The following is a 24126-nucleotide window of genomic DNA, read 5'->3' on the forward strand; positions in this document are numbered from 1 at the left end:
TTGGCCGCGCTGCGCGAGGCCGTACCGAACATCAACCTGCAGATGCTGCTGCGCGGGCGCAACACCGTCGGATACACCCCGTACCCCGAAAAGGTCACGCGCGCTTTCGTTTCCGAGGCCACCGCGACCGGCATCGACATCTTCCGCATCTTCGACGCCCTCAACAACGTCGACCAGATGCGCCCGGCGATCGACGCCGTGCGCGAAACCGGTACGGCCCTGGCCGAAGTCGCGCTCTCCTACACCGGCGACCTGTCGAACCCGGACGAGGATCTGTACACCCTCGACTACTACCTGAAGCTGGCCGAGCAGATCGTGGAAGCCGGTGCGCACGTCATCGGCATCAAGGACATGGCCGGTCTGCTGCGCGCGCCGGCCGCGACGACGTTGGTGACCGCGCTGCGCCGCGAATTCGATCTGCCCGTGCACGTGCACACCCACGACACCCCGGGCGGCCAGCTCGCGACCTACCTCGCCGCCTGGCAGGCAGGCGCGGACGCGGTCGACGGTGCGAGCGCGCCCATGGCGGGAACCACGAGTCAGCCCGCGCTGTCGGCGATCGTCGCCGCGACGGCGAATTCGCCGCACGACACCGGGTTGAACCTGCAGAACGTGTGCGACCTCGAGCCGTACTGGGAGGCGCTGCGCAAGGTGTACGGGCCGTTCGAGTCCGGGCTGCCCGGCCCGACGGGTCGCGTCTACACCCACGAGATTCCCGGTGGTCAGCTCTCGAATCTGCGCCAGCAGGCCATCGCGCTGGGTCTGGGTGATCAGTTCGAGCAGGTCGAGGCGAAATACGCCGCGGCGGATCGACTTCTGGGTCGTCTGGTCAAGGTCACCCCGTCCTCGAAGGTCGTCGGCGACCTCGCCCTCGCGCTCGTCGGCACGGGCGTGGACGTCGAGGACTTCGCCACCGATCCGGGCCGCTACGACATCCCGGATTCGGTGATCGGTTTCCTGCGCGGGGAACTCGGCACCCCGGCGGGCGGCTGGCCCGAGCCCTTCCGCAGCCGGGCCCTGGCCGGGCGCGGCCCGGCCAAGCCGGAGACCCGGCTCACCGCCGAGGACGAGGCCGGTCTGAACGGCAGTTCCGAGGAGCGCCGCGCCACCCTCAACAACCTGCTGTTCCCCGGGCCCACCTCCGAATTCCTCGCGCACCGCGAGAAGTACGGCGACACCACCAACCTGTCCGCGAACCAGTTCTTCTACGGCCTGCGCCACGACGAAGAGCACCACGTGCAGCTGGACAAGGGCGTCACCCTGCTCATCGGGCTCGAAGCGATCTCGGAGCCGGACGAGCGCGGCATGCGCACCGTGATGTGCATCCTCAACGGCCAGCTGCGCCCGATCACCGTGCGCGACAGGTCCATTGCCAGCGAGGTGCCCACCGCGGAGAAGGCCGACAAGAACAACGCCGGTCATATCGCCGCGCCGTTCGCCGGCGTGGTCACCCTCGCCGTGGGAGAGGGCGACACGGTGGCCGCGGGCGACACCATCGGCACCATCGAGGCCATGAAGATGGAGGCCGCCATCACCGCGCCGCGCTCGGGCCGGGTGCGCCGGGTCGCCATCGGCAAGGTGCAGCAGGTGGAAGGCGGCGATCTGCTGGTGGAGGTCAGTCTCACCGAGGCCGCGGCCGAGTGACCCGCATCGTCGCGGGCACCGCGGGCGGACGCCGGTTGCGCGTTCCGCCCGCGGGCACCCGCCCCACCTCCGACCGGGTCCGCGAGGCGCTGTTCAATCTCGTCTTCTCGCGCATGGACTTCGACGGCCTGCGGGTGCTGGACCTGTACGCCGGATCCGGCGCGCTGGGCCTGGAAGCGCTGTCCCGCGGCGCATCCCACGCCCTGCTGGTCGAAGCCGATCGCAAGGCCGCCGCGGTGATTCGCGGCAATATCGACGACCTCGCCCTGCCCGGGGCGGACCTGCGCATGAACAGCGTCGCCGCCGTCGTCGGCAGGCCGGGCCACGTCGCCACCCCGCCCGGCGGGCCCTACGATCTCGTGTTCTCCGACCCGCCGTACGACGTGGACGTGACCGAGGTGCAGGCAGATGTCCGGGCGCTGGCGGAGGGCGCCTGGCTGACCCCCGGCGCGCTCCTGGTCATCGAACGTTCCACCCGGTCGCCGCAGGTGAGCTGGCCCGCCGGTTTCACCCCCGAGAAGTCCCGCAAGTACGGCGAAACCCGTTTGGACATAGCCGAATACACCCCGGGTACCGACTAGCGCGACGCCGTGGACGGGCAGCGCCGAGAGACGTTCCCGAATGCCGGTGTGGCGATCGAGGTTTCCGGGCGGCCCCCCGAAAGCGGTGCCGATGTGCGCCGTCGCCGGGACGCGCGAGCCGCGATGTCGTGCGGCGGTGCGAACTTCGCGGCCGGGCGGGCCGCCGGGCGCGGGCCGTGCCCGAACCGGCGGTGCGGTCTGCGGTAGCGTGCGGCCATGGCTGGAGCATTGTGCCCGGGTTCGTTCGACCCGGTGACCAACGGACATCTCGACGTGTTCAACCGGGTGGCCGAGCAATTCGACGACGTCGTGGTGACGGTGGTGATCAACCCCAACAAGCAGGGGATGTTCACCGTCGAGGAGCGGATGGATCTCATTCGCGAGGTCACCACGCACCTGCCCAACGTACGGGTGGAATCCTGGCGCGGCCTGCTGGTGGACTTCGCCAAGGAGCAGGGGATCAGCGCCATCGTGAAGGGCCTGCGGGACGCCACCGACTTCGGGTACGAGCAGCAGATGGCCCAGATGAACCGCAAGCTCACCGGGGTCGACACCTATTTCATCGCCACCAACCCGCTCTACGGGTTCGTCTCCAGTTCCCTGGTGAAGGAGGTCGCCACCCTCGGCGGCGACGTCACCGACCTGCTTCCGCCCGCGGTGCACAAGGCCCTGCTGGCGCGTATCGCCGAACGGCAAGCGGCCAAGTAGCCCGCCAGCGCGCGAGCCGCCTCCCGGACCCGCACGAGCGTTGCTCCCGGCGCTCGTGCGGGGACGACCTCACAGCGGGTGCAACGTTGTTCGCCGGGGCTCCGGGACGGCGGCGGGCTCGATCCGGCCGTCGAAACGGTGCGTGCCGGGGCGTGCTAGGGCCGCGCACAGGCGGTGCGCGGGACCGCTGCCCGCCAGGTCGGCCCACGTCCAGCGGACCACGCGCACACCGAGCGCCCGCAGATAGTGCTCGCGAATCATCTCCCGCCGCACCACCTCCGGGACGTCGTCGCCGTGGCGCAGCCGCCGCCCGTACCGGACCGGGCCGTCGAATTCGCAGACCACGCCGGTGTTCTCGTAATAGAATCCGACCCGCGCCACGAACCGGCCGTCGGCGGTCAGCACGTTGCCGCGGGTGCGCGGGACCGGTAGCGCCATCCGGCGCAGCATGATTCGGCTCAGCGACTCGCCCGCGCCGCCGCTGCGGCCGTCCAGGAAGGCCACCACATCCTTGGCCTGGGCGATGCCGTGCCTGCCCCCGGCCAGGGCGAGCTCCCGCGCCAGTTCACCACCGCCGATGCCGAACATGCCCACCAGGGCGTCGCCCGCCACCACCGCGGACTCGAACGGCAGACTCAGCGCCAGGTCGACGACCGTGCGCGCGGGCGGGGTCAGCAGCAGCCCGTGCCAGCGCACGGCCGCGTGCAGGGGCGAGCCGTGCACGCGGGTCAGCGGCCGAGTTCTGCCCCCGCCCCGGCGATTTCGCGTGACGCACACCCGATCCAGGGGCGTGCGCCACAGCGGCGCGCCGTACAGCAGCGCCGCGGACTGATGGCTCACCACCGTCTCCCCGGCCATGTCCGGCAGCACCGCTTCGATCAGCATCCGGTGCCGCGCCCGCGAATCGGGCACGGTGGTGTGCGGGCCGCGGCCCTGCGGCCGCCACCCGAGTCCCCTTGTCGCGCAGGCACTCGCCCCCGCGTGCACCACGTCGCCGTCCGCGCCGTCCGGGCGCCGGGACCTCATTCCCCCTCCTCTTTCCGCGGCCGTCCCGGCCGTCGATGGTGTCGCACACAGCAATCGCGTTCCCGGCCCACCGGCCGCCACGGACCAGGTCCGTGCGCGTCCCGCCGTCCGCCGAGGCATCCGTGCCCGTGCCGCATAGCGAAAACTCCTCTCGTAGGTCGATGCTGGTTTTGACGCAGCACCGATCGAGACGGTTCCACCGGCCCCGGAAATGCCGAATCCCCGTACCACTTGCCGGATTTCGACCGGATCGTGGTGACGGGGATTCGCCTGACGGATGCGGGGGAGGGGTCAGAAGACCCAGAGTCGCAGGGTCAAAAAGCGCATGGTGCCGACCGCGGCGGTGATCGCCAGGACCGCGCCGGCCTGGGCGAAGCCGCCGAGCCCGGGGACGGTGTTCTGCAGGATCGCCAGCCCGCCCGCGGTGATGGCGAGCCCGGCCAGGGCCAGCCCGCCGCCCTCGAGCTGCGCGGTGAACCAGCGCACCCGGCCGGCCGCGTGGAAGGTCAGGCGGCGGTGCAGTTCGTTGGCGACGGCGGTGCTCACGATGGATCCGGCCAGATTGGCCAGCTGCGGCCCGCCGCCGTAGAAGGCGAGGAACAGCAGCAGGTAGCCGATATTGCTCAGCCCGCCGACCGCGGCGAAGCGCACCAGCTGGGCCAGGGCGTGATCGCTGCGGATCCAGGCGCCGAACTGTCCGGTCCAGCGTGCCCCGACGCCGCGCACGACGTCGGCGCCGTACGCATAGGTATCGATCAGGGTGGGCACGGGCAACATGGGGGCCCGCTGCGGGATGTCCAGGACAGCCATTGTCTTTTCCCATCGAACACGTCGGGCCCGGCCCGGCGGAGTGTCCCTCTACGCTTAAACACTCGGTACTATGTGTTCAGTATCGACTGAACAAAACGAACAGTCAATGCCCCGGGGCTCCGCTGCCCCGCCAACACTTTCTTGCTCAATGAATGTAACACCAACTGGAGGCGTTTCCTCCACTTCTTTTTGTGGTCTATGAAACAGCAACGCGACACGCCGTGTCGCACGTGTTGACAGCCGCTCGGCAGGCAGACTGGCAAGAACGGAGAACCTCGCCGTGGGAGTCCTGGCAGGAAAGAGGGGATAGCAGGCATGTACCGGGTATTCGAAGCGCTCGACGAGCTCGTGGCCATCATCGAGGAGGCGCGGGGCATCCCCCCGACCCGAAACTGCATCGTGCCGCGCGGTGAGGTGCTCGAACTACTCGACGACGTCCGTGAGGCCCTGCCCGGCGAGCTGGACGACGCCCAGGACGTGCTCGATCATCGCGACAAGATCGTCACCGACGCCCGCGACGCCGCCGAGACCGCGGTGACCGGCGCGAACGAGCAGGCGCACAACACCATCACCGGCGCCCGGGACGAAGCCGACCGCATCCTTGCCGATGCCAAGGCCCACGCCGACCGCATGGTCGCCGAGGCCCGCGCGCACGCCGAGCACCTGGTCAGCGATGCCGAGGCCGAAGCCGAACGGGTCGTCACCGAGGGCAACCAGGAATACGAGATGGTCACCGGCCGCGCCCGCAGCGAAGCCGACCGCATGACCGCCGCCGGCCAGGCCTCCTTCGATCGGTCGGTCGCCGACGGCAAGGCCGAACAGGAACGCCTGGTCTCGGCCACCGAGGTGGTCCGGGCCGCGCACGTGGAGTCCGCGCGCCTCATCGACAGCGCCCAGGCCGACTCCGATCGGCTGCGGATCGAATGCGACGAATACGTCGACGGCAAGCTCGCCTCCTTCGAGGAGACCCTGAGCAATACCCTGCGCATCATCGGCAAGGGGCGCAGCCAGGTTCGCCCGCCCGCGCCGACCTCGCACATCCCCGACTATGCCGCGGAGTTCGGCCGCTGATCTGCCGCACCCCGATTGGGCCCTGAGCGTGCGCTTCGGTATTGTGGGGTGGTTGCCCATTCCACACCCGAAGGTGAGTGAACCCTGATGTCCGCCGATTCCGGTTCCACGCATCGTCACCGTCGTACGACGGCCGACGACGCGGGCTTCAATCTGGATACGCGACGTCTGGGCCGCAAGCCCGGATCGATCCTGCCCGTGCGGCGAACCTTCGCCACCGGCGATCGCATCGGCCTGGAAATGGTCGGCATCCCGGCGGGCGCCGAGGTCGAACTCGACGTCAACCTGCAGTCGGTGTCCGAGGGCGTCCTGCTCATGGGCACCCTGCGCGCACCCGTCGAGGGCGAATGCTCGCGGTGCCTCGAATCGTTCACCGATTCGATCGAACTGCAGCTCACCGAACTGTTCGCCTACCCGGACAGCGCGACCGAGCAGACCACCGAGGAAGACGAGATCCATCGCCTGGTGGACGACATGATCGAGCTCGAACCGGTCGTCATCGACGCCGTCGGGCTGGAACTGTCGCTGCAGCCGGTGTGCGAGCCCGATTGCCCGGGATTGTGCGCCGAATGCGGCGTCCGGCTGGCGATTGCGGAATCCGGCCATGGTCATGAGATACTTGACCCTCGCTGGGCCGGGCTCGCGAAACTCGACGTCACGGATGGCGACAAACCGTCCATGAATTAGCCCCTCGGCTGCGGTGTCCTCGCACATCGCGCCGAACCCATCAAGCACAGATTTCACCCTTGCGGACCACGGTGGTTCCGTGAGTATGAGGACAGAGGAGAAGTAGTCGTGGCCGTTCCGAAGCGCCGGATGTCCCGTTCCAACACCCACTCGCGCCGGAGCCAGTGGAAGGCCAGCGCGCCTACCCTGATCACCTGCCCGAACCGCGCCTGCGGCCAGGCCACCCTGCCGCACATCGCGTGCCCCTCCTGCGGCACCTACAAGGGCCGTCAGATCACCGCCGCGGTCTGATTCTCTGATCCAGCCGATCGTGACCGCCAGCAAGGACGCGGCGGAGGCGCCCGCCGTGGGTGACTCCGCCGACCATTCCAGCCTGCTCGAAGCGCTCGGCGTCGGCCTGCGACCGGACCTGTTGCGCCTCGCGCTCACCCACCGGTCGTTCGCCTACGAGAACGGCGGGCTGCCGACGAACGAGCGCCTGGAGTTTCTGGGCGACTCGGTGCTCGGCCTGAGCATCACCGAACGCCTGTACCTGGAGCATCCGGATAAATCCGAGGGCGAACTCGCCAAGCTGCGCGCAAGTGTGGTCAACATGCATGCGCTCGCGGAAGTGGCTCGCACCCTCGGCGCCGGTGGTCTGGGCCGGCATCTGTTGCTCGGTAAGGGCGAAGAGCTCACCGGTGGCCGGGACAAGCCCAGCATTCTCGCCGACGGTATGGAGTCGCTGCTCGGGGCAGTACACCTCGAGCACGGAATCGATACCGCGCGGACCGTGGTGCTGCGGCTGTTCGCCGAGCTGCTCGAGCGCGGCCCCCGCATGGGCGCCGGACTCGACTGGAAGACGAGCCTGCAGGAGCTGACCGCCGAGCGTGGCATCGGCGTCCCCAGCTACGAAATCACCTCTACCGGACCGGATCACGACAAGGAGTTCACCGCGACAGCGGTGATCGGTGGCCGGTCGTACGGACAGGGCGTGGGGCGTTCCAAGAAGGAAGCCGAACAGAAGGCCGCGGGCGCCGCGTACCAGGCTCTGAATGATCAGAACGCCGAAAACGGTACCGCCGCCGACGGTTCGGCGTAATCGGGCCGGGACTATTATTCTCCCGTGCCCGAGCTGCCCGAAGTAGAAGTCGTACGGCGCGGTCTCACCGAACACGTGGTGGGCCGCGTCGTCACCGCTGTCACGGTCCGCCATCTGCGTTCGGTCCGGCGGCACCTGCCCGGGGGCGATGATCTCGCCGCCCGGTTGACCGGCCTGCGGGTCGAATCCGCGCAACGGCGCGGCAAATTCCTGTGGCTCACCTTCGACGAGCCCGACACCTCGCTCGTCGTCCATCTGGGCATGAGCGGGCAGATGCTGGTGCAGGCCGCCGATTCCCCGCGCGAGAAGCACGCGCACATCATCGCGACCCTCGATTCGGCGGACGAGCTGCGGTTCGTCGATCAGCGCACCTTCGGCGGCTGGCAGCTGGCCGATCTGGTCGAGGTCGACGGGACGCTGGTGCCCGAGCCGGTCGCGCACATCGCGCGCGACCCCCTGGATCCACTCTTCGACGGCGACGCGGTCGTCAAACGCTTGCGCGCCAAGCATTCCGAGATCAAGCGACTGCTGCTGGATCAGACCGTGGTCTCCGGCATCGGGAACATCTACGCCGACGAGGCGTTGTGGCGGGCCGGAATCCACGGCGAGCGGGTCGCGGCCAAGCTGACCCGCCCGGCGCTCAATACCCTTCTGACCGAGGCGAGTTCGGTCATGAGCGATGCGCTGCTGGCCGGGGGGACCTCGTTCGACGCGCTCTACGTGAACGTCAACGGGCAGTCCGGCTACTTCGAGCGATCGCTCAATGCCTATGGCCGCGAACATGAACCGTGCCGGCGCTGCGGTGCGCCGATGGCGCGGGAGAAGTTCATGAACCGCTCGTCGTTCTCCTGCCCGCGCTGCCAGCCGCGGCCGCGCGGCTGACGGTCCGCGACGCTCATCGCCACCGCATCGACGGTCCGCGCCCCGCTCGGGTCGCGGACCGTCCGCTCTTCGGAAGAGCGTCCCCGCGCGCGCCTGTGAAGCGCTACCGTTTTCAGTAGCGGCACGCGTGGTGTCGGCTGGAGGGATCAATGCGCAAACTGACCTACTATGTGGCGGCCACCATCGACGGTTTCATCGCGTCGGAAGACGGTGCGGTCGACTTCTTCCCCGTCGGGGGTGATCACGGTCCCGCGATCACCGCCCAGTATCCCGAGACCCTGCCCACCAAGGTGCGGGAGGCGCTGGGCGTCGCACACCGCAGCACCACCTTCGACACGGTGATCATGGGCCGCAAGACCCACGATTTCGGGGTTCGTACCGGCACCTCCAGCCCGTACTCCCACCTACGCCAATTCGTGGTCTCGCAGGCCCTGCCCGAGAGCCCGGATCCCGACATCGAACTGATCTCCGGCGATCCGCTCGCCCGGGTGCGGGAGCTCAAGCGGGAGAAGGGGCTCGGCATCTGGCTGTGCGGCGGCGGCGAACTGGCGCAGACCCTGCTGCCCGAGATCGATCAGGTGTTCCTCAAGCTGTACCCGATCGTCCTGGGCCGGGGCAGGCCGCTGTTCGGGTCGGGCGCGCGGCTGCCGGAGGCGACCCGCTTCCGGGTGCTCACCAGCCGCGTGTTCGAGGACGGCGTGGCGTTCCTGAAGTACAGCCGTATTCGCTGACCGCCGTCCGCACTAGGATTGCGGCGGTGGGATTGTCGTTCGAGACCCGTGAGTCGGATTCACCCTGGATCGACATCGTGTGGACCTGCCGCAGCGAGGAGGTCACGGAGATGACTTCCGTGGCCTCGGAGACCGTCGGCCTGGTGTTCTGGGAGCAGCGGGGCGTGGCGTACGCGAGTGTGACCGGACCCGAGAACAAATGCGGCACCGCGCCCGTGCCCGAGGGCGCGCATTTCGTGGGGATCCAGTTCGCGGTCGGCACCGCGCTGCGCATGGTGGCCACGCCGGAACTGGTGAACGGCGGTGTGCTGCTACCCGATGTCGGCAGCCGCACCTTCGCCCTGGACGGCGAGCATCGGGAGACCCCGGCCGCCGATGACGCCGAGGCGCTGGTGCGGCGGCTGGTGCGCGACGGTGTGCTGGTGCGCGATCCGCTGGTGGCCGATCTGCTGCGCGGGCATCGGCCGGCGGCCGCCGAGCGCACGCTGGAGCGGCGGTTCCGGGCGGCGACGGGGTTGACGCAGGGCGCGGTGCGCCAGATCGGCCGCGCGCGCACGGCCGCGGTGCTGCTCGCCGGCGGGGAGACGGCGAGCGCGGTGGTGGACAAGCTCGAGTACTACGACGAACCCCATCTGGCCCGCGCGCTGCGCAAGTACGTCGGGCGTACCGCGCAGCAGTTGCGGACCGGCGGCGGCGGGAACATCGCGCTCGACCCGGATCAGCGCACGACCTCGTACACCAGCTTGTTGACGCCGTTGGAGTAGCTCGCGGATTCGCGCAGGCGCAGTTGCTGCTTGTCCCGGTCCGAGTGGCTGAACAGGCTCTTGCCCGCGCCCAGCAGCACCGGGAAGACGAGCAGGTTGTAGCGGTCGATCAGGTCGGCGTCGGCGAGGTTGCGCGCGAGTTCGGCGCTGCCGTGGATGAAGATCGCCCCGCCCTCGGTCTCCTTGAGCTTCGCGACGTCCTCGACCGAGCGCAGGATCGTGGTCGGGCCCCAGCCGTCGAGCAGATCGTCCTCGGCGAGTCCGGTGGAGAGCACGTACTTGGGCAGGTCCTTGTACGCGGCGTGGTCCTCGGACTCGCGCCAGAACGGCGCGAACGCTTCGTAGCTGCGCCGCCCGAACAGCAGCGCGGTGGTGTCGGCGAGCTCCTCGCCCTTGAGCGAGTACGCCTCGGGCACGAACTCGGTCTCCATCACCCACCCGCCGCTGCGGTGCCCCTCGACCTTGCCGCCGGGCGAGTCCACGACGCCGTCCAGCGACATGAACCCGGTGTAGACCAATTCGCGTGCCATGTTGTCCTCCTGAGGTCCGGGGCGGAAGGTCCGCCGCCGTGCTTGTGAAGATCAGCCTAGGAGGGTGGGACACCCGGAGTCTTGGACGAAACCGGCACGGTTTGAATGCCGTGTTCCGGGCCGAGCTGCGCCGTGGACGGCCGCGTGAAGGGCCTGTAGTTGCCTGCAGACGCACGATGGCGAGATTGCGCAGACTCGTGCAATGTTCGATGGCGGTGCCCATGTACCCCGACGGGGTGCTATCGAAGACCCCCACGCGCTCGCCGATGGAACAACCGGCCGGCTATTCGGCGATTACCTCATCCAAGCTGGCCGCGGTAAGGACGCGCCGACCCATCTCCTGCAACCGCACCGAGCTCTGCGCACGAATCGCGTCGGTCACAGCAGTCGGTACGGGACCGAACCGCTGCGACAACAGCTCGATCAACATCTCGGCACGGCCCTCGACCAGACCTTCGGCGCGGAGTCGTTCTGCGGTCGTCACGAATGCCTCCTTGATTTCAGGTCCCAGTTGATCGATCACCGGCAGCAGATCATTCACAACAGTATCGCCCACCACGAGGATGTACTCCAGCACGCGATCGAGCTCCGCCGAGGTCAGGGTCGTCAGGTCCGCGATCAGTGCCGACAACTCCCGTTCGAGGTGCTGGTTACCCGGCGCACTCTTCAACAGGGTCAACACCACCCGAACCCGTGCCGGACGCCGGGCCAGTAGCGCCGCCGCGTCGACCTTGGCCAGGTCGTCGAGCAGGAATTCCATCCGTGGCAACAGCCCTGCCAACGACGCTGCCATCGGGGGTTCGACATCGATAAGATCCGCCACCTCGACCGAGTGACTCCACGGCTTCCCATCGGTGCCCGCGTGCACCACGACCGGAATCACAACCGGCAGTCGCTTCGCATCAGGGTTCGTTTCCAGGTACCGCTCCCAGATCCGCACCACATACGCCAGCATCCGGAACGCCATCAAGGGATCGGACCTGCGCTGATGCTCGAGTAACACGTATACCAACGCGTCCCGGCCCGCCCAACGGGTCGCGAACAGGACATCACTGAACCGAGCCCGCAGCTCCGCCGAGACGAAACTGCACGACTGGGGCCGCATCTTCGCCCAATCGATGTGTGCGGCAACCGCTTCCGGTAGCACCGCCCGCAACTCCCCAGCGACGGCATCGGGGTGAGACATCATCTGGCGGAACAGTGCATCGTGGGGTTTGTCCGGTCGCTTCGGATCCCCCGCCCCCTTCGGCTTCTTGGCCATGGCGGGAAACTACCCGCAAACAGGCACCCGCACAGGCGGTTACATCGAAGCGGCAACCCTCGCTGAGCATTCGGGCGCGTCGAGCGAATCGGCGAACCGTCGGTTGTCGAGAGGCCATCGGACCCGCTTCGGCACAGTGACTACCGGATGATGACTCCGCCACAGCTCTCGACGCCACGGACCAACCCCGGGGGCACATCAGCTGTTTCTGAGTGTGAGCTGAGCTTTTGGATTGTGGCGCAACTCGATTCGGGTTTCGATCGTTGAAGGGGTAGCAGCCGGTCGTGGTGGACCGGGCGGAGCGGGAGACGCCGATGGTCGTGGCCGACCACCCTTCGCGTTCGAGCGGACGACTCGAACGAATCCGTAGCGACCTCGCCCTCGTCAGGTTCGTGTGTACGAACCCGGTGCGGCGGGCGCTGTTCGATGTGCGCGCGGCCACCCCCGAAATGTTTCGCGGGCAGACGGTGGCGGACCTGCGTGAGATCTTTCTGTTGATGCGTGCCGGCTACGGGGAGCAGGTGGCCGCGAGCGAAATCCGCTGTGGCGGTGCGGTGTTGAGCGACGACGAGCTGGCCGTGACCGCAGCAGCGTACTACCGTGCCCGATCCTGCGCACCGGGGGAGGACCGGCACGGCGGGTTCGACCACGACCGGCGGGGAGACATCGGGTACATCACCGGATATCTGGATCGGCTCAACGCCGGGCGGGAGGTCACGCAGCGGCATGCGGCGGGCATCGCCGGGGCGATCTCGGAGCGCATCGGCGGGCGGTTCGAGCAGCGCCCCGTGAAGATTCCGGCGGCGGGATTTCTCAAGGCCGTGGGCAAACTGAACGGGGACCCGACGCGGGTGCTCGATCTGGCGGGGGTGCGGATCGTGCATCGGGATCGGTCCGCGCTCTACCGGGCGGTCGGGGAACTGCTGGCCGATCCGCACCTGCGCGTCGTGCGATACGTGGACCGGTTCGCCGCGCCCGAGGTGATCGCGGCGGTGGGCGCGCCCGCGAACGGGCCGGATGCCTGGGGTCCCAAGAGTAATGGGTACCGCGACCTCATCCTCATCTGCCGCTGGGTGCGCGATGAGCCGGCGGCAGCGCCGGTGCTGGAGTTCTTCGAAGTGCAGCTCGTGACCGAATGTGTTGCCGCCATCATGGTTCGGGAGCATCCGCTCTACGCGTGGCGGCGGCTGATCATCGCCGAGATCACCCGGCGGGGACGGCCCGCGCGCGAGTGCGAACGGGCGTTTCTGCGTGCGTGCGAGGAGTGGAGCCGCCGGTTGTACGCGGGCGACAACGCGCCGATCGGGTGCACCGACCGGCGCGTCGTGTCCGGGTCAGAGAATGGCGACCGCGACCACGAGGCCCAGGGCGAAGTGGGCGGCGGCCACGACCAGGGCCTCGGTGGTGAAGGCCGGTTTGTGCAGGACCTCACCGATGTTGATGCCGAAGGCGTGTTCGAGGATCCGGACCGAGACCACCTGGGCGATGATGCCGACCAGGCCGTAGATCGCGGCCGCGATCAGGCCCTCGGAGAGCTTGCCCGCCGAAGAGTAGATGGCCAGCACCACGATGAACGCCATGCTGAGCATGCCGGCGGCGCTGACCACCACGGCGTTGGGCAGACCCTGCGCGACCAGGGCGCGCAGCGAGCCGGGGGTGGTGAGGTCGACGGCGTAGAAGCCGATGAGCATGAGTACCAGGCCGACCAGGGCGTAGAGCAGGATGGCGCCTACGCCACGGCCGAGGGAACTCCAGTACCCGGCTTCGAGCGCGAGAGTGGTCGTCATCTGCGGGTCCTCCGGGGAGTCAGGGTTGGGGGATGCGGTGCGGGACGAAGGCGGCGCCGTCGTCGGTGATCAGGCCCGCGGTCTCGCGAATGCCGAGGCCCGCGGATTCGTCGCCGACCATCCACGCGCCCAGGACCGGGCGCATGTCGTCGAATACCGGGAGCGGGTCGAGCAATTGGTAGACATAGCCCTCCTCGCCGTAGACGCCGCCGGTCGCGGTCTCCATGCCCGCGCCCACGATCGTCATGTTCGCGCCCTCGCGCCCGAGCTTGGGTTTGCGGATGTACTCGGTGAGCTCGTGTGGATCGTCGAGGTAGGTGGGCAGCAGGTTCGGGTGGCCGGGGTACATCTCCCACAGCACCGCCAGCATGGCCTTGTTCGACAGCAGCGACTTCCACAGCGGTTCCAGCCACATGGTGCCGGGCAGTGAGCCGGTCACGCGCTGCCCGAACTGGTCGCCGAGCACCCATTCCCAGGGGTAGAGCTTGAAGATCGATTGAATCGGCGCTTCGGCCAGGTCCACGAAGCGTTCGAGTTCGGTGTCGAAACCTATGTCCTCCACCGGAAGTGCGATGGTGTCGAACCCGGCCTCGGCCGCGGTCTCCTGCAGGTAGGCGGTGGTGACGTTGTCCTCGCCGGAGGCGTCCGCGCCGGACCACGAGAAGTGCAGCTCGGGGCTGGGCAGCAGCTCGCGCAGCTCGCCCCAGCGCTCGACGAGCTTCTCGTGCAGGGAATTCCACTGGTCGTCGTCGGGGTGGGTGTCGGTGAGCCAGTGCCACTGCACGATTGCCGCTTCGACCAGGGAGGTGGGCGTATCGGCGTTGTACTCCAGCAGTTTCGCCGGGCCGCGGCCGTCATAGCGCAGGTCGAAGCGGCCGTAGATGTGCGGGTCGGACCGCTTCCAGGAGGCCGCGATCGGCTCCCAACTCCATTGCGGCAGACCGAAATCGGCGAAGCGCTCGGTCAGGATGATGTTCTCCACGGCGTGCAGGCACATGGTGTGCAGCACCTCGACCTGGGCCTCGAGGGCCAGGATCTCGTCCATGTCGAACTCGTAGTGCACGGATTCGTCCCAGTAGGGGCGGGGTGCGCCCTGGGCGTCGCGGCCGGGCTTGCCGTAGACCAGGCCCTGGCTCTCGACGATCCGCTCCCAGCCCGGGCGCGGTGTGCCGCGCAGACGGCGCATTACGATCCGCTCCCGCCGCTGCTCTTGGAACCGAGCCCGCCGCGCTGAATGCTGGTGCCGCTCTTGGTGGTGATGGTCGCGCCCTTGGGTTTGACGGTGGTGCCGCCGGTCGGCGCCTTGCCCACGGTCTGGTTCTTGCCGCCGTAGTAGTAGCGGTACTGGTTGCCGTTGAGGATGAAAATGCCCGCGGCCCCGCCGTGCCCGCCGCCGGTGGCGCGATCGGCGTCGTCGCAGTCCTTGTCCGGGATGACGATTTCCTGGTTGTCCTGGGTGGCGGTGACGGTCTGGCCGTTGCCGAGCGAGACGACCTGCCCCTTCTTGGCGATAATCGTGCAGTAGGCGGTGACCTCCGGGGAGGTCAGCGCGCTGTAGGCCAGGTAACCGCCGCCGATCAGACCCGCGACGCCGACCACCGCGGCACCGCCGATGAGCAGCTTCTTGCGCTTCTTGCGCTTGGCCTCGGTCGCGTCGGCTTCGGCCTGTGCCGCCTGCGCGGCCCGCTCACGCGCCTTGTCCCGGGCGCGCGCCTCGGCCACCGTGGGCGGTCGCGGGGTGGTGACCCCGGCTTCCTGACGGGCCACCTTGCCGCGCCGGGGACCCTGCGCGGCAGCGGGTTCCGCCGGTGCGGCGGGCGGCCACGCCGGGGGGACCTGTGCGCCACCGGATTCCGGGGTACCGGGCGGTGGCCAGGGCGGCGGGACCGCGGAGCCCGCGGCGAACGGTGTCGCCGGGCCTGCGGCGAACGGTTCGGTCGGCGCGGTCGCGGCGGGCGGCGGCCACGGCGGCGGAGTGTGCGAGACGGTGGGGTCGGTGGCTCCGGTCTCGCCGGGTGCACCGGCGGCGGGCGGCCACGCCGGGGGCACGTGCGCGCCGCCGGGTTCCGGGCTGCCCGGGGACGGCCACGGCGGGGGAGCCTGTGGCGCACCGGTTTCCGGCGACAGGGGCAGCTGAGGCGCTGACGGCGGCGGGTACACCGGCTGTTCCGGGAGCGCGCTCGGGTCCGGCCGCGCCGCCGCGTCACCGGGTTCGTCGTCCCGCGACTTCGGCTGCAACGGCCGTCCGCCCGCACCGAAGACCGTGGGCGCGTCGTCGGCGGAGCCGCCGCCGGGCGTGAGCGGCCGGCCACCGGAGCCGTAGACCGGCGCCGGGTCCGGTTCGCCCGTAGCGGATCCGGGCGAAGGGTCGTCGGTATCCCGTGAAGTCGGTTGCAGTGGACGCCCGCCCGAGCCGTACACGGGCGTCGATTCGGTGTCGGGTGACGACGGGGTCAGGGGACGGCCTCCCGAGCCGTACACGGGAGGCTGGTCGCTCGGCTGCTCCCCGGACGCCGGGTGCAGGGGACGGCCGCCGGAGCCGTACACCGGGGGCCGGTCGGCCGCGTCGGCCGGGGGCGTGCCGCCCCGGGGGGTGAGGGGGCGGCCGCCGGCGCCGTAGACGGGGGGTTGGGTGGAATCCGGTTCGTCCGTGGGGGATTCGTCGGGGGTGTCGCCTGGGCGTTCAGTGGCCAACTATCGACTCCTTGAACTCCGCGCGCACTAGCGCTCCTCGAAACCGGACATGCCTCCTTGGGGGGCGCCCCAGTCTTCCACAACCAGATCCACCCGGCCAGGCGTATCGCCCGAACGTAGCAGGTCGAGCAGCGCTTCGCAGTCGGCGCGCGGACCTTCGGCCACCACGTGTACTCGGCCGTCGCGGTGATTGCGGGCGTAGCCGGTCAGGCCCAGTTCCAGTGCGCGCGAACGGGTCCACCACCGGAATCCGACGCCCTGGACCCGCCCGTGCGCCCAGGCGCTGAGCCGGGCCGGGTTCACTCGTCGACGCGGAAGGTCAGATTGACGGTGGTGCCCGCCTTGAGCGTGCGGCCCACGGTGCAGACCTTGTCGATGGCGCGCTGGGCGGCGACCATCACGCGCTGGCGGGTCTCCTCGTCGAGTTCGCTCAGGTCGAGTTCGAAGCTCTCGTTGAGTTCGGGGTAGGTCTCGTTCTCGCGGTCGGCGTCGCCGGAGACGCGCACGGTGGCGTCGAAGTTCTCGCCGAGCTTGCGGGCGAGGGTGAAATCGGCGCTGAGGCCGGTGCAGCCCGCGAGGGCGATCTTGAGCAGCTCGCCCGGGGTGAACGCGCCGGGGACGCCCGCCGAGGCGATGAGCACCTCGCCACCGCGGTTGTTGCGGCCGGTGTAGGCGCGGGTGCCGGTGCGCTCGGCCCACAACTCCACCGGTTCTACGGTCTGGGTGCCGGCGGCGGTCTGCGGTGCGGCGGTCTGTTCAGCCATGTCAAGATCCTCCCATTCGTCCCGCGCACGCCGCGCGAGCCCTCACCCGGATGTGACACACGGCCCATCCGGATCATGCGGAACGCGGGAGCCGGCCCCCGAATTCCGCCGGCCGAGCCGCGTGGCAAGAGGGCGCGGCGCGTTCCCCCGAGGGGTACGAGCAGCGGTTGCCCGTCCGGGCTCGGCTCGGATGGTCCGGACAACCCGGAGGCTACGCGGTGCGGCGGGGAAGGGAGTCGATCAGTTCTGGGGTCAGTGAAGGCAGGCCGTCGGTCACCACGTGGGCGGCCAGGGCGAGGGCGTCGGGGGCCGGGGGATAGCGGGGGTGGGGGACGGCGATCACCGTCATGCCCGCGGCGGCGGCCGAGCGCAGACCGTTGGAGGAATCCTCGATGGCAACGCAGTCGTGCGGGTCGACGCCCAGTCCGGCGGCCGCGGCCAGGTAGCCGTCGGGGGCGGGCTTGCCGCGCTCGACCTCCTCCGTGGAGACGGTCGTGTGGAACAGGTCGGTGACGCCCATGTGGGCCAGGACCACGTCGATCAGGCGGCGCGGGGAGGAGCTGGCCAGGCCCAGGGTGTAGCGGGCGGCGAAGCGGCGCACGGTCTCGGCGGCGTCGGGCATGAGCGGCAGGTGCTCGGCGTAGCGGGCGCTCATGCGGTCGATGACGTCGGTGGCGACCTGTTCGGGCGTGCGGCTGCCGTCGATCAGATCCCTACTGATGTATTCGGACCATTCGGCGGTGCTCATACCCATGAACCGCTCCTGGGTGTCGGGCAGCATGCGCCCGCCGAGCTCCTCGATGTAGGCGGTGCGGACTTCTTCCCAGATGGGCTCGGTATCGATGAGCACGCCATCCATGTCGAAGACGATTGCGGCGACAGACATGGCTCCCATGGTTGTGCATCGCGGGACCGGCGCGCGCTCCGGGGTACGGCCCGAACCCGATGCGGCCGCCACCGATGTCCACTGACTGGGATCGGGGACCCGAACCCGGCCGTCCGGTTCGCCCCCGTGGTTACCGTCCGAAGGGAAAGACGAACACCCGCAAGCGAATACCGAGGTGGGCCGTGAGCACGGTCAAGGACATCTACGACCCGCAGCTGTACGTGGACGGGCCGATTCACGAGATCTTCGCCGAGCTGCGGCGCACCGAGCCGGTGTACCGGCAGGACATGCCCGGCGAGCCCGGTTACTGGGCCGTTCTGACCCACGCCGGGGTCTCGCACGTGGCGCGCAATCCCGGGCTCTTCTCGGCCGAGATCGGTGGGGTGGTGCTGGAGAACCAGCCGCCCGAGCGGCTCGAGACCACCCGCAACATGCTGCTCATGATGGACCCGCCCCGGCACACCGACTACCGCAAACCCCTTGCCGAGCATTTCAAGTCGCGGGTCATCGGTGAACTGGAGGATCGCGTCCGCGCCCTGACCCGGCAGCTGCTCGACGGCGTCGAGGGCGACGTGGAATTCGTGCACGACGTGGCGGGGGTGCTGCCGAGCCAGGTGGTGGGCGGCCTGTTCGGCATCCCCGAGGCAGATTGGCCCGATATCCGGCAGTGGGCCGAACAGTCCACCAGCCAGCAGGATCCGGAACTGATCGGCGATTTCGACACCACCGCCGACCTGACCAAGATGGCCGTCTACGCGATCCAGTTCGCGATGGCCCGCCGCGCCGGGGCGCCCGAGGCAGATCTCACCTCGCTGATCCTGGACGGCGAGTTCGGCGGAAAGACCATGTCGGAGCTGGAGTTCGGCAGCTTCTTCACCCAGCTGGTGATCGCCGGCAACGACACCACCAAGACCATGCTGTCCTCCGGATTGCAGCTGCTGCTGGACCATCCGGATCAACTGGCCGCCCTGCGCGCGGATCCCGCGCTGATTCCCGGTGCGGTGGAGGAGATCCTGCGGTACGCCAACCCGCTGCACTACTTCCGGCGCACCGCCACGGCCGACACCGAAATCAACGGGGTCCCCATCCGTTCCGGCGACAAGGTCGCCATGTGCTACACCTCGGCCAACCGCGACGAGGCGGTCTTCGCCGAGCCGCAGCGCTTCGACATCCGCCGAAACCCCAACCCGCACCTGTCCTTCGGGCTCGCCCAGCACTTCTGCCTCGGGGTGCACCTGGCCCGCATGGAGGGCCGGGTGTTCTTCGAGGAACTGCTCGCCCGGTTCCCGGTGATCGAGCAGACCGGCGCGAGCCGCCGCATCCGATCCAACCTGAACAACGGCCTCAAGTCACTGCCGATTCGCTTGTCGCGCTGAGGTTTACGGAGGCGAACCCGGACCCGCCGGGCCGACCGCACGAGCGCCGGCCGGGTCCGCGCCTATCGCCCGCGGGTGCCGTGTGTGCGGCCGGTACGCCCGCCATCGCGCGCGACTACACCGCGACGATCAGATCCCGCAGTTCGTACCCCGAGATCTCCGGCTTCATCGTCACGCGCGGCGGATTCTCCATCCGGAGGCCGTCGAGCGCGAACAGCTTGCCCAGGAAGATCTCCGACTCCTGCAGCGCGATGTGCGCCCCCGGGCATTTGTGCGGCCCGTCGCCGAAGGACAGCACCGCGGCCCCCGCGCCGCCGGACAGCGCGCGCCCGGGGCATACGTCCAGGGGCTGGTCCCCGACGACGCCGGGATCCACGTTGGCCACGCTGACCGCGACGTCGACCAGCTCACCCGCCGGAATCGTGGCCCCGCTGGGCAGCACCACCTCGGATACGGTGCGCCGCTTCAGATCGCTGATGACCGGTTCCAGGCGCAGCAGTTCCTGCAGCAGCGCCAGGCGCTCGGCCTCGCTCCCGGCCCGGAAGCGGGTGCGCAACGCGTCGTCGGTGAACAGGTGCCACGCCGCGAGATTGATGAACTCGCGCGTGGTGACCATGCCCGCCGCGGCGAAAGTCAGGCATTCGCCCAGGATTTCGCCGTCGGCGCAGCCCTCGTCGATCAGATGCGAGATGAGGTCGTCACGGCGGGCCTTGCGCCGCACGCGCACCGCCGGGCGCACGTCGTCGAAATAGATCGCGCCCCAGGCCCGCATCTGCCGCACGTAGCCCAGCAGCCCGGCGATGCTGGTGAATCCGGGCTCGCTGAACTTCTCCGGGAAGAACACCTCGAGCCGCCGGTCGGTGCCGGGCTTGCTGTCGGTGAGCCCGACGACGGCCTTGGTCACGTCCACCGCCAGGCGAAAACTCATCTGCGACAGATTGGCCCGGCCCTGCGCGCGCAGCAGCGCGATCTCCCGACCGGCGATCTCGTGCATCAGCTCGCGATAGTGCTCGTCCACCCGTTTGGGTGTGAAGTACCGGGCTGTCTGCCGGCGGTGCTCGCGATGCTCCTCACCATCGCGGTACAGCACGGGGCGGCGCAGCCGGGCGGGCAGCTTCTCCACCGTCTCCACCCCGAGCCCGGCCTGCACGGTCTCGGTGCTGCGCAGCAGCGCCCGGCCGTCGGCGTAGCCGCGAATCTGCCAGGTGCCCGCGGCATCCCGGTGCACCGGGCAGGCGGCGTCGGTGTCTCCGCGGTCTATCTTGCGCGCTCCAGCCATGCGTCAGTTGTAGCGCACAAGCGTTGGCGCAGCAGCGCATTCGGCCTCAGGGCTGGAATCGGTAGCCCATGCCCGCCTCGGTCAGCAGGTGTTTGGGCTGTGCGGGGTCGTCCTCGAGCTTGCGCCGCAGCTGTGCGAGATACACGCGCAGGTAGTGGGTTTCGGTGGCATAGGAGGGACCCCAGACCTCGCGCAGGATCTCCTTGCGGCCCACCAGCTTGCCGCGATTGCGCACCAGCATCTCCAGCATGCCCCATTCGGTGGGGGTCAGGTGCACGTCGCGTCCGGCCTTGGTGACCTTCTTGGCCGCGAGATCGACCGTGAAGGAGGCGGTTTCGACGATGGGCTCGACCGCGTCGGTCCCGGTGGCCGAGCGCCGGACCGCGGCGCGCAACCGCGCCAGCAACTCGTCCATGCCGAAGGGCTTGGTGACGTAGTCGTCCGCGCCCGCGTCCAGGGCCTCGACCTTGTCGGAGGAGTCGGTGCGGGCCGAGAGCACGATCACCGGCGTGCTGGTCCAGCCGCGCAGTCCGGCCAGCACCTCGATGCCGTCCATGTCCGGCAGGCCCAGATCCAGGATCACCACGTCCGGATGCTTCTCCGCGGCCGCCCGCAGGGCCGCGGCTCCGGTGGCGGCGGTGGTCACCTCGTAGCCGCGGACCGACAGGTTGATGCGCAGGGCGCGCAGGATCTGTGGTTCGTCGTCGACCACCAGAACCTTGGTCGGCGCGGGCGCCGCGTTCGTCACTCGTTCTCCTGTTCGTCGCAGGCGGCCAGTTCGACGACCATCGTCAGGCCGCCGCCGGGGGTGGGTTCGGCGTGCACGGTCCCGCCCATGGCGTCCACGAAACCGCGCACCACCGACAGTCCCAGTCCGACGCCGGTGGAATTGTCGCGGTCGCCGAGGCGCTGGAACGGCTCGAAGAGCTGATCCTCCAGCCCGCTGGGCACGCCGGGCCCGCTGTCGGACACGGTGATCGCGACCCGGCCGCCGGTGTGCTCGGCGACAACGCGGACCGGTGCGGCCCCGGGGGAGTAGCGCACCGCGTTGTCGATGAGATTGGCCAGCACTCGCTCGAGCAGTCCGGCGTCGGCGCGCACGCAGACCGAATCCACCGCCACCTCGACGCGATTCATCGATGTGCGGCGCATGCCCCGGGTGCCCATGCTCATCAGCGCGTGATGCACGGCCTCGTCCAGGTAGACACGGCGCAGTCGCGGCCGGACGACCCCGGCGGCCAGGCGCGAGGAGTCGAGCAGATTGCCCACCAGCGTGGTGAGCTGATCCACCGATTCCTCGATGGTCTCGAGGAGTTCGGCGGTGTCCTCGGGGGAGAATTCCACGTCGTGACTGCGCAGGCTCGACACCGACGCCTTGGCCGCGGCCAAGGGGGTGCGCAGGTCGTGGCTGACGGCCGAGAGCAGCGCGCGCCGCAGCTTGTCCGCCTCCAGGACCGCCTGGGCCGCACCGGCTTCGGCCTGCAACCGCTGGCGCTGCACCAGGCCCGCGGCCTGATCGGCGACCGCGCCGAGCACGAGCCGATCGCCCGCGGTCACCGGGCGGCCGCGCAGCAGCAGGCTGTGCGTGTCGTCGCCGGCCTCCACCAGGGTCTCGCCGGCGGTCGCGACGCGCGGCGGATTCTCGCCCACCGACGCCACGATCCACGGTTCGAGGCCGCCGGGCGCGTTCGCGCCCGGCTCGCGGGCCTCGGCCTCGAACTCGCCACCCGCGTCCTCGATCAAACTGACGGCGTCTTGCCGGAAGGTTTCGCGCACCCGCTCGAGCAGCGCGGGCAGATCCGCCCCGCGCAGCACCGAGCCCGCGAACAGGGTCAGCAGTTCGGCCTGCCGGGAAGCCTTGCGCGCCTCGCGACTTCGTTTGGCCGCCACATCGACCAGCGCCGAGACCGCGACCGCCACCACCAGCAGCACCACGATCGTCAGGAAGTTGTCCAGCTCGGCGACGGTGAGACTGTGCCGCGGCGTGGTGAAGAACCAGTTCAGCAGCAGTCCGGACAGCAGCGCCGACAGCACCGCCGGGGCGATGCCGCCGAACAGCGCCACCGCCACGACGCCGATGAAGAACACCGCGCTCTCCCCGCCCAGGGCCAGCCAGCGGTCGAGCCACAGCGCGGTGAGACCGCAGATGATCCACGGCACGCCGATCGCGGCGATCCAGGCGCTGAGGGCGCCTTCGCGGCGGGTGGGCGGGCGCAGCCGGAACCCGCGCGAGGCCTCCTCGTGGGTGACCATGTGCACGTCGATCTTTCCGGACCGCTGCACCACCCGGGCGCCGATGCCCTCGTCGAGTGCGCGGGCCCAGCGCGAGCGCCGCGAGGTGCCCAGTACCAGCTGGGTGGCGTTGATCTGCCGGGCGAAGTCCAGCAGCGCGCCGGGCACGTCGTCCCCGGTGACGGTGTGCAGGGCGGTGTCCAGGCCGGTCGCCAGGTCCCGTAGCCGGGTCAGCCGCTGCGGGGAGACCCCGGCCAGGCCGTCGCCCCGGACCACGTGCACGACAACGAGTTCCGCGCTGGATTTGGCCGCGATGCGGCTGGCGCGCCGGACCAGGGTCTCCGATTCCGGGCCGCCGGTCACCGCGACCACCAGGCGTTCGCGGGCCTCCCAGGTATCGGTGATCCGGTGGTCCGCACGGTATTTGGCCAGCGCCGCGTCCACCTGATCGGCCAGCCACAGCAGCGCCAGCTCACGCAGCGCGGTCAGGTTGCCGGGACGGAAGTAATTGCGCAGTGCGGCATCGACTTTGGTCGCGGCGTAGACGTTGCCGTGGGAAAGCCTGCGCCGCAGCGCTTCCGGGGTGATGTCGACCAGCTCGACCTGATCGGCGCCGCGCACCACCCGGTCGGGCACCGTCTCGCGCTGTACCACGCCGGTGATCTGCTCGACGACGTCGTTGAGGCTCTCGAGGTGCTGCACGTTGACCGTGGACACGACGTCGATGCCCGCCTCGAGCAGTTCTTCGACGTCCTGCCAGCGCTTCTCGTTCTTGCTGCCGGGCACGTTGGTGTGCGCGAGTTCGTCGACCAGCACGACCGCCGGGGCGCGCCGCAACACCGCGGGCACATCCAATTCCGGCATGGCGGCGCCGCGGTAGTCGATCAGCCGCGGCGGCACGCGTTCGATGCCGTCGAGCAGTTCCGCGGTCTTCGAGCGGCCGTGCGTCTCCACGACCGCGGCCACCACATCGCGGCCCCGCTCCAGCCGCCGGTGCGCTTCGGAGAGCATGGCGAAGGTCTTGCCCACGCCGGGCGCCGCGCCGAGATAGATGCGAAGTTGGCCGCGCTTCACTTGTCGAGCACGGCGCGGTGCGCGGATAGCTCCGGGCGGCCCGCGCGCACGCGTGCCGGGCGCTGCCCGGCGGTGGCCAGGGCGCGCAGGATCAGTGCGGCGGTCAGAAAACCGAAGATCACCAGCATGGCGTAAGCGATGTCCGGCACAGTCTCTCCTCGCGAGTGTTCAGTTCGGCCCGGACCGAGCCGATGTCCGGATTCGGCCCGGGCTCTCCCTGTTTACCGGCGTCCGGCACGCGGACGGCGGTCCTGACGA

General features: G+C 69.6%; 25 protein-coding genes. 11 read left to right on the top strand and 14 right to left on the bottom strand.

The features are described from left to right. The 3 genes from ABZ319_RS29895 to coaD form a co-directional block, all read left to right on the top strand. The coding region (locus ABZ319_RS29895) for a biotin/lipoyl-containing protein (protein WP_354989849.1) at positions 1–1644 on the top strand (1644 nt) is incomplete at its 5' end. Further along, the gene (gene rsmD, locus ABZ319_RS29900) at positions 1641–2225 is read left to right on the top strand and encodes a 16S rRNA (guanine(966)-N(2))-methyltransferase RsmD (RefSeq protein WP_354989850.1); all 585 of its coding nucleotides are present in this window, start codon (positions 1641–1643) and stop codon (positions 2223–2225) included. The genes ABZ319_RS29895 and rsmD, both read left to right, overlap by 4 nt. A gap of 216 nt (positions 2226–2441) precedes the next feature. Continuing rightward, on the top strand, positions 2442–2933 hold the full coding sequence (coaD, locus tag ABZ319_RS29905) for a pantetheine-phosphate adenylyltransferase (RefSeq protein ID WP_354989851.1): 492 nt from the start codon (positions 2442–2444) through the stop codon (positions 2931–2933). A gap of 69 nt (positions 2934–3002) precedes the next feature. On the opposite strand, the gene ABZ319_RS29910 is transcribed toward coaD, so the two are convergent. Next, positions 3003–3959 (bottom strand): hypothetical protein, encoded by a 957-nt coding sequence (locus tag ABZ319_RS29910; RefSeq protein WP_354989852.1) that lies wholly within the window; start codon positions 3957–3959, stop codon positions 3003–3005. A 291-nt stretch (positions 3960–4250) separates the two neighbouring features. Continuing rightward, on the bottom strand, positions 4251–4769 hold the full coding sequence (locus ABZ319_RS29915) for a GtrA family protein (protein WP_354989853.1): 519 nt from the start codon (positions 4767–4769) through the stop codon (positions 4251–4253). Between the two features lie 315 nt (positions 4770–5084). Here ABZ319_RS29915 and ABZ319_RS29920 point away from each other — a divergent pair, with 315 nt between their 5' ends. The 7 genes from ABZ319_RS29920 to ABZ319_RS29950 all read left to right on the top strand — a co-directional run bounded on the left by ABZ319_RS29920 (position 5085) and on the right by ABZ319_RS29950 (position 9985). Next, positions 5085–5840 carry a DivIVA domain-containing protein gene (locus tag ABZ319_RS29920; protein WP_354989854.1) on the top strand — a complete coding sequence of 252 codons (756 nt, stop codon included), beginning with the start codon at positions 5085–5087 and terminating at the stop codon, positions 5838–5840. Positions 5841–5927: 87 nt separating this feature from the next. Continuing rightward, a complete protein-coding gene (locus tag ABZ319_RS29925) occupies positions 5928–6527 on the top strand; it encodes a DUF177 domain-containing protein (protein WP_354989855.1) in 600 nt (199 codons plus the stop codon). A gap of 108 nt (positions 6528–6635) precedes the next feature. Further along, complete coding sequence (gene rpmF, locus ABZ319_RS29930; protein WP_354989856.1) at positions 6636–6818, top strand: 50S ribosomal protein L32; 183 nt, start codon at positions 6636–6638, stop codon at positions 6816–6818. 19 nt (positions 6819–6837) lie between these two features. Beyond that, positions 6838–7608 (top strand): ribonuclease III, encoded by a 771-nt coding sequence (rnc, locus tag ABZ319_RS29935; protein ID WP_354989857.1) that lies wholly within the window; start codon positions 6838–6840, stop codon positions 7606–7608. Positions 7609–7632: 24 nt separating this feature from the next. Next, positions 7633–8490: a bifunctional DNA-formamidopyrimidine glycosylase/DNA-(apurinic or apyrimidinic site) lyase gene (gene mutM, locus ABZ319_RS29940; RefSeq protein WP_354989858.1), complete on the top strand. Its 858-nt coding sequence runs from the start codon at positions 7633–7635 to the stop codon at positions 8488–8490. A gap of 149 nt (positions 8491–8639) precedes the next feature. Then, positions 8640–9221 carry a dihydrofolate reductase family protein gene (locus ABZ319_RS29945; protein WP_354989859.1) on the top strand — a complete coding sequence of 194 codons (582 nt, stop codon included), beginning with the start codon at positions 8640–8642 and terminating at the stop codon, positions 9219–9221. A gap of 26 nt (positions 9222–9247) precedes the next feature. Beyond that, the gene (locus tag ABZ319_RS29950) at positions 9248–9985 is read left to right on the top strand and encodes a helix-turn-helix domain-containing protein (protein ID WP_354989860.1); all 738 of its coding nucleotides are present in this window, start codon (positions 9248–9250) and stop codon (positions 9983–9985) included. Here ABZ319_RS29950 and ABZ319_RS29955 read toward each other — a convergent pair. The 8 genes from ABZ319_RS29955 to ABZ319_RS29990 all read right to left on the bottom strand — a co-directional run bounded on the left by ABZ319_RS29955 (position 9940) and on the right by ABZ319_RS29990 (position 17907). Beyond that, positions 9940–10515, bottom strand: a complete 576-nt coding sequence (locus ABZ319_RS29955; RefSeq protein ID WP_354989861.1) for a dihydrofolate reductase family protein — start codon at positions 10513–10515, stop codon at positions 9940–9942. The two genes, ABZ319_RS29950 and ABZ319_RS29955, sit on opposite strands and share 46 nt — an antisense overlap. Positions 10516–10798: 283 nt before the next feature. Then, complete coding sequence (locus ABZ319_RS29960; RefSeq protein WP_354989862.1) at positions 10799–11776, bottom strand: Rpn family recombination-promoting nuclease/putative transposase; 978 nt, start codon at positions 11774–11776, stop codon at positions 10799–10801. 1334 nt (positions 11777–13110) lie between these two features. Next, the gene (locus ABZ319_RS29965; RefSeq protein ID WP_354989863.1) at positions 13111–13563 is read right to left on the bottom strand and encodes a DUF350 domain-containing protein; all 453 of its coding nucleotides are present in this window, start codon (positions 13561–13563) and stop codon (positions 13111–13113) included. Positions 13564–13582: 19 nt separating this feature from the next. Further along, on the bottom strand, positions 13583–14749 hold the full coding sequence (locus ABZ319_RS29970) for a glutathionylspermidine synthase family protein (protein WP_354989864.1): 1167 nt from the start codon (positions 14747–14749) through the stop codon (positions 13583–13585). Further along, positions 14749–16257 (bottom strand): hypothetical protein, encoded by a 1509-nt coding sequence (locus tag ABZ319_RS29975; RefSeq protein WP_354989865.1) that lies wholly within the window; start codon positions 16255–16257, stop codon positions 14749–14751. The genes ABZ319_RS29970 and ABZ319_RS29975 overlap by 1 nt, the downstream gene beginning before the upstream one ends. A gap of 27 nt (positions 16258–16284) precedes the next feature. Then, complete coding sequence (locus ABZ319_RS29980) at positions 16285–16560, bottom strand: acylphosphatase (RefSeq protein ID WP_354989866.1); 276 nt, start codon at positions 16558–16560, stop codon at positions 16285–16287. Continuing rightward, positions 16557–17021, bottom strand: coding sequence for an OsmC family protein (locus ABZ319_RS29985; RefSeq protein WP_354989867.1), 465 nt, complete (start codon positions 17019–17021; stop codon positions 16557–16559). The genes ABZ319_RS29980 and ABZ319_RS29985 overlap by 4 nt, the downstream gene beginning before the upstream one ends. A gap of 211 nt (positions 17022–17232) precedes the next feature. Further along, positions 17233–17907 (bottom strand): HAD family phosphatase, encoded by a 675-nt coding sequence (locus tag ABZ319_RS29990; RefSeq protein ID WP_354989868.1) that lies wholly within the window; start codon positions 17905–17907, stop codon positions 17233–17235. Positions 17908–18089: 182 nt separating this feature from the next. Here ABZ319_RS29990 and ABZ319_RS29995 point away from each other — a divergent pair, with 182 nt between their 5' ends. Next, positions 18090–19283: a cytochrome P450 gene (locus ABZ319_RS29995; RefSeq protein WP_354989869.1), complete on the top strand. Its 1194-nt coding sequence runs from the start codon at positions 18090–18092 to the stop codon at positions 19281–19283. A gap of 115 nt (positions 19284–19398) precedes the next feature. Here the strand turns inward: ABZ319_RS29995 and ABZ319_RS30000 are convergent, their stop codons facing one another. Genes ABZ319_RS30000 through ABZ319_RS30015 form a run of 4 tightly spaced genes read right to left on the bottom strand, consistent with a single transcriptional unit; the run spans position 19399 to position 24017 of the window. Then, the gene (locus ABZ319_RS30000) at positions 19399–20562 is read right to left on the bottom strand and encodes a cytochrome P450 (RefSeq protein ID WP_354989870.1); all 1164 of its coding nucleotides are present in this window, start codon (positions 20560–20562) and stop codon (positions 19399–19401) included. Positions 20563–20608: 46 nt separating this feature from the next. Next, entirely contained in the window at positions 20609–21310 is a 702-nt protein-coding gene (locus ABZ319_RS30005) for a response regulator (RefSeq protein WP_354989871.1), read from the bottom strand. Then, entirely contained in the window at positions 21307–23868 is a 2562-nt protein-coding gene (locus ABZ319_RS30010; protein ID WP_354989872.1) for a sensor histidine kinase KdpD, read from the bottom strand. Before ABZ319_RS30010 ends, ABZ319_RS30005 begins: the two co-directional genes overlap by 4 nt. Beyond that, a complete protein-coding gene (locus tag ABZ319_RS30015) occupies positions 23865–24017 on the bottom strand; it encodes a hypothetical protein (protein WP_354989873.1) in 153 nt (50 codons plus the stop codon). Before ABZ319_RS30015 ends, ABZ319_RS30010 begins: the two co-directional genes overlap by 4 nt. Positions 24018–24126: the final 109 nt, after the last annotated feature.

Source organism: Nocardia sp. NPDC005978, assembly GCF_040614455.1.
Classification (GTDB): domain Bacteria; phylum Actinomycetota; class Actinomycetes; order Mycobacteriales; family Mycobacteriaceae; genus Nocardia.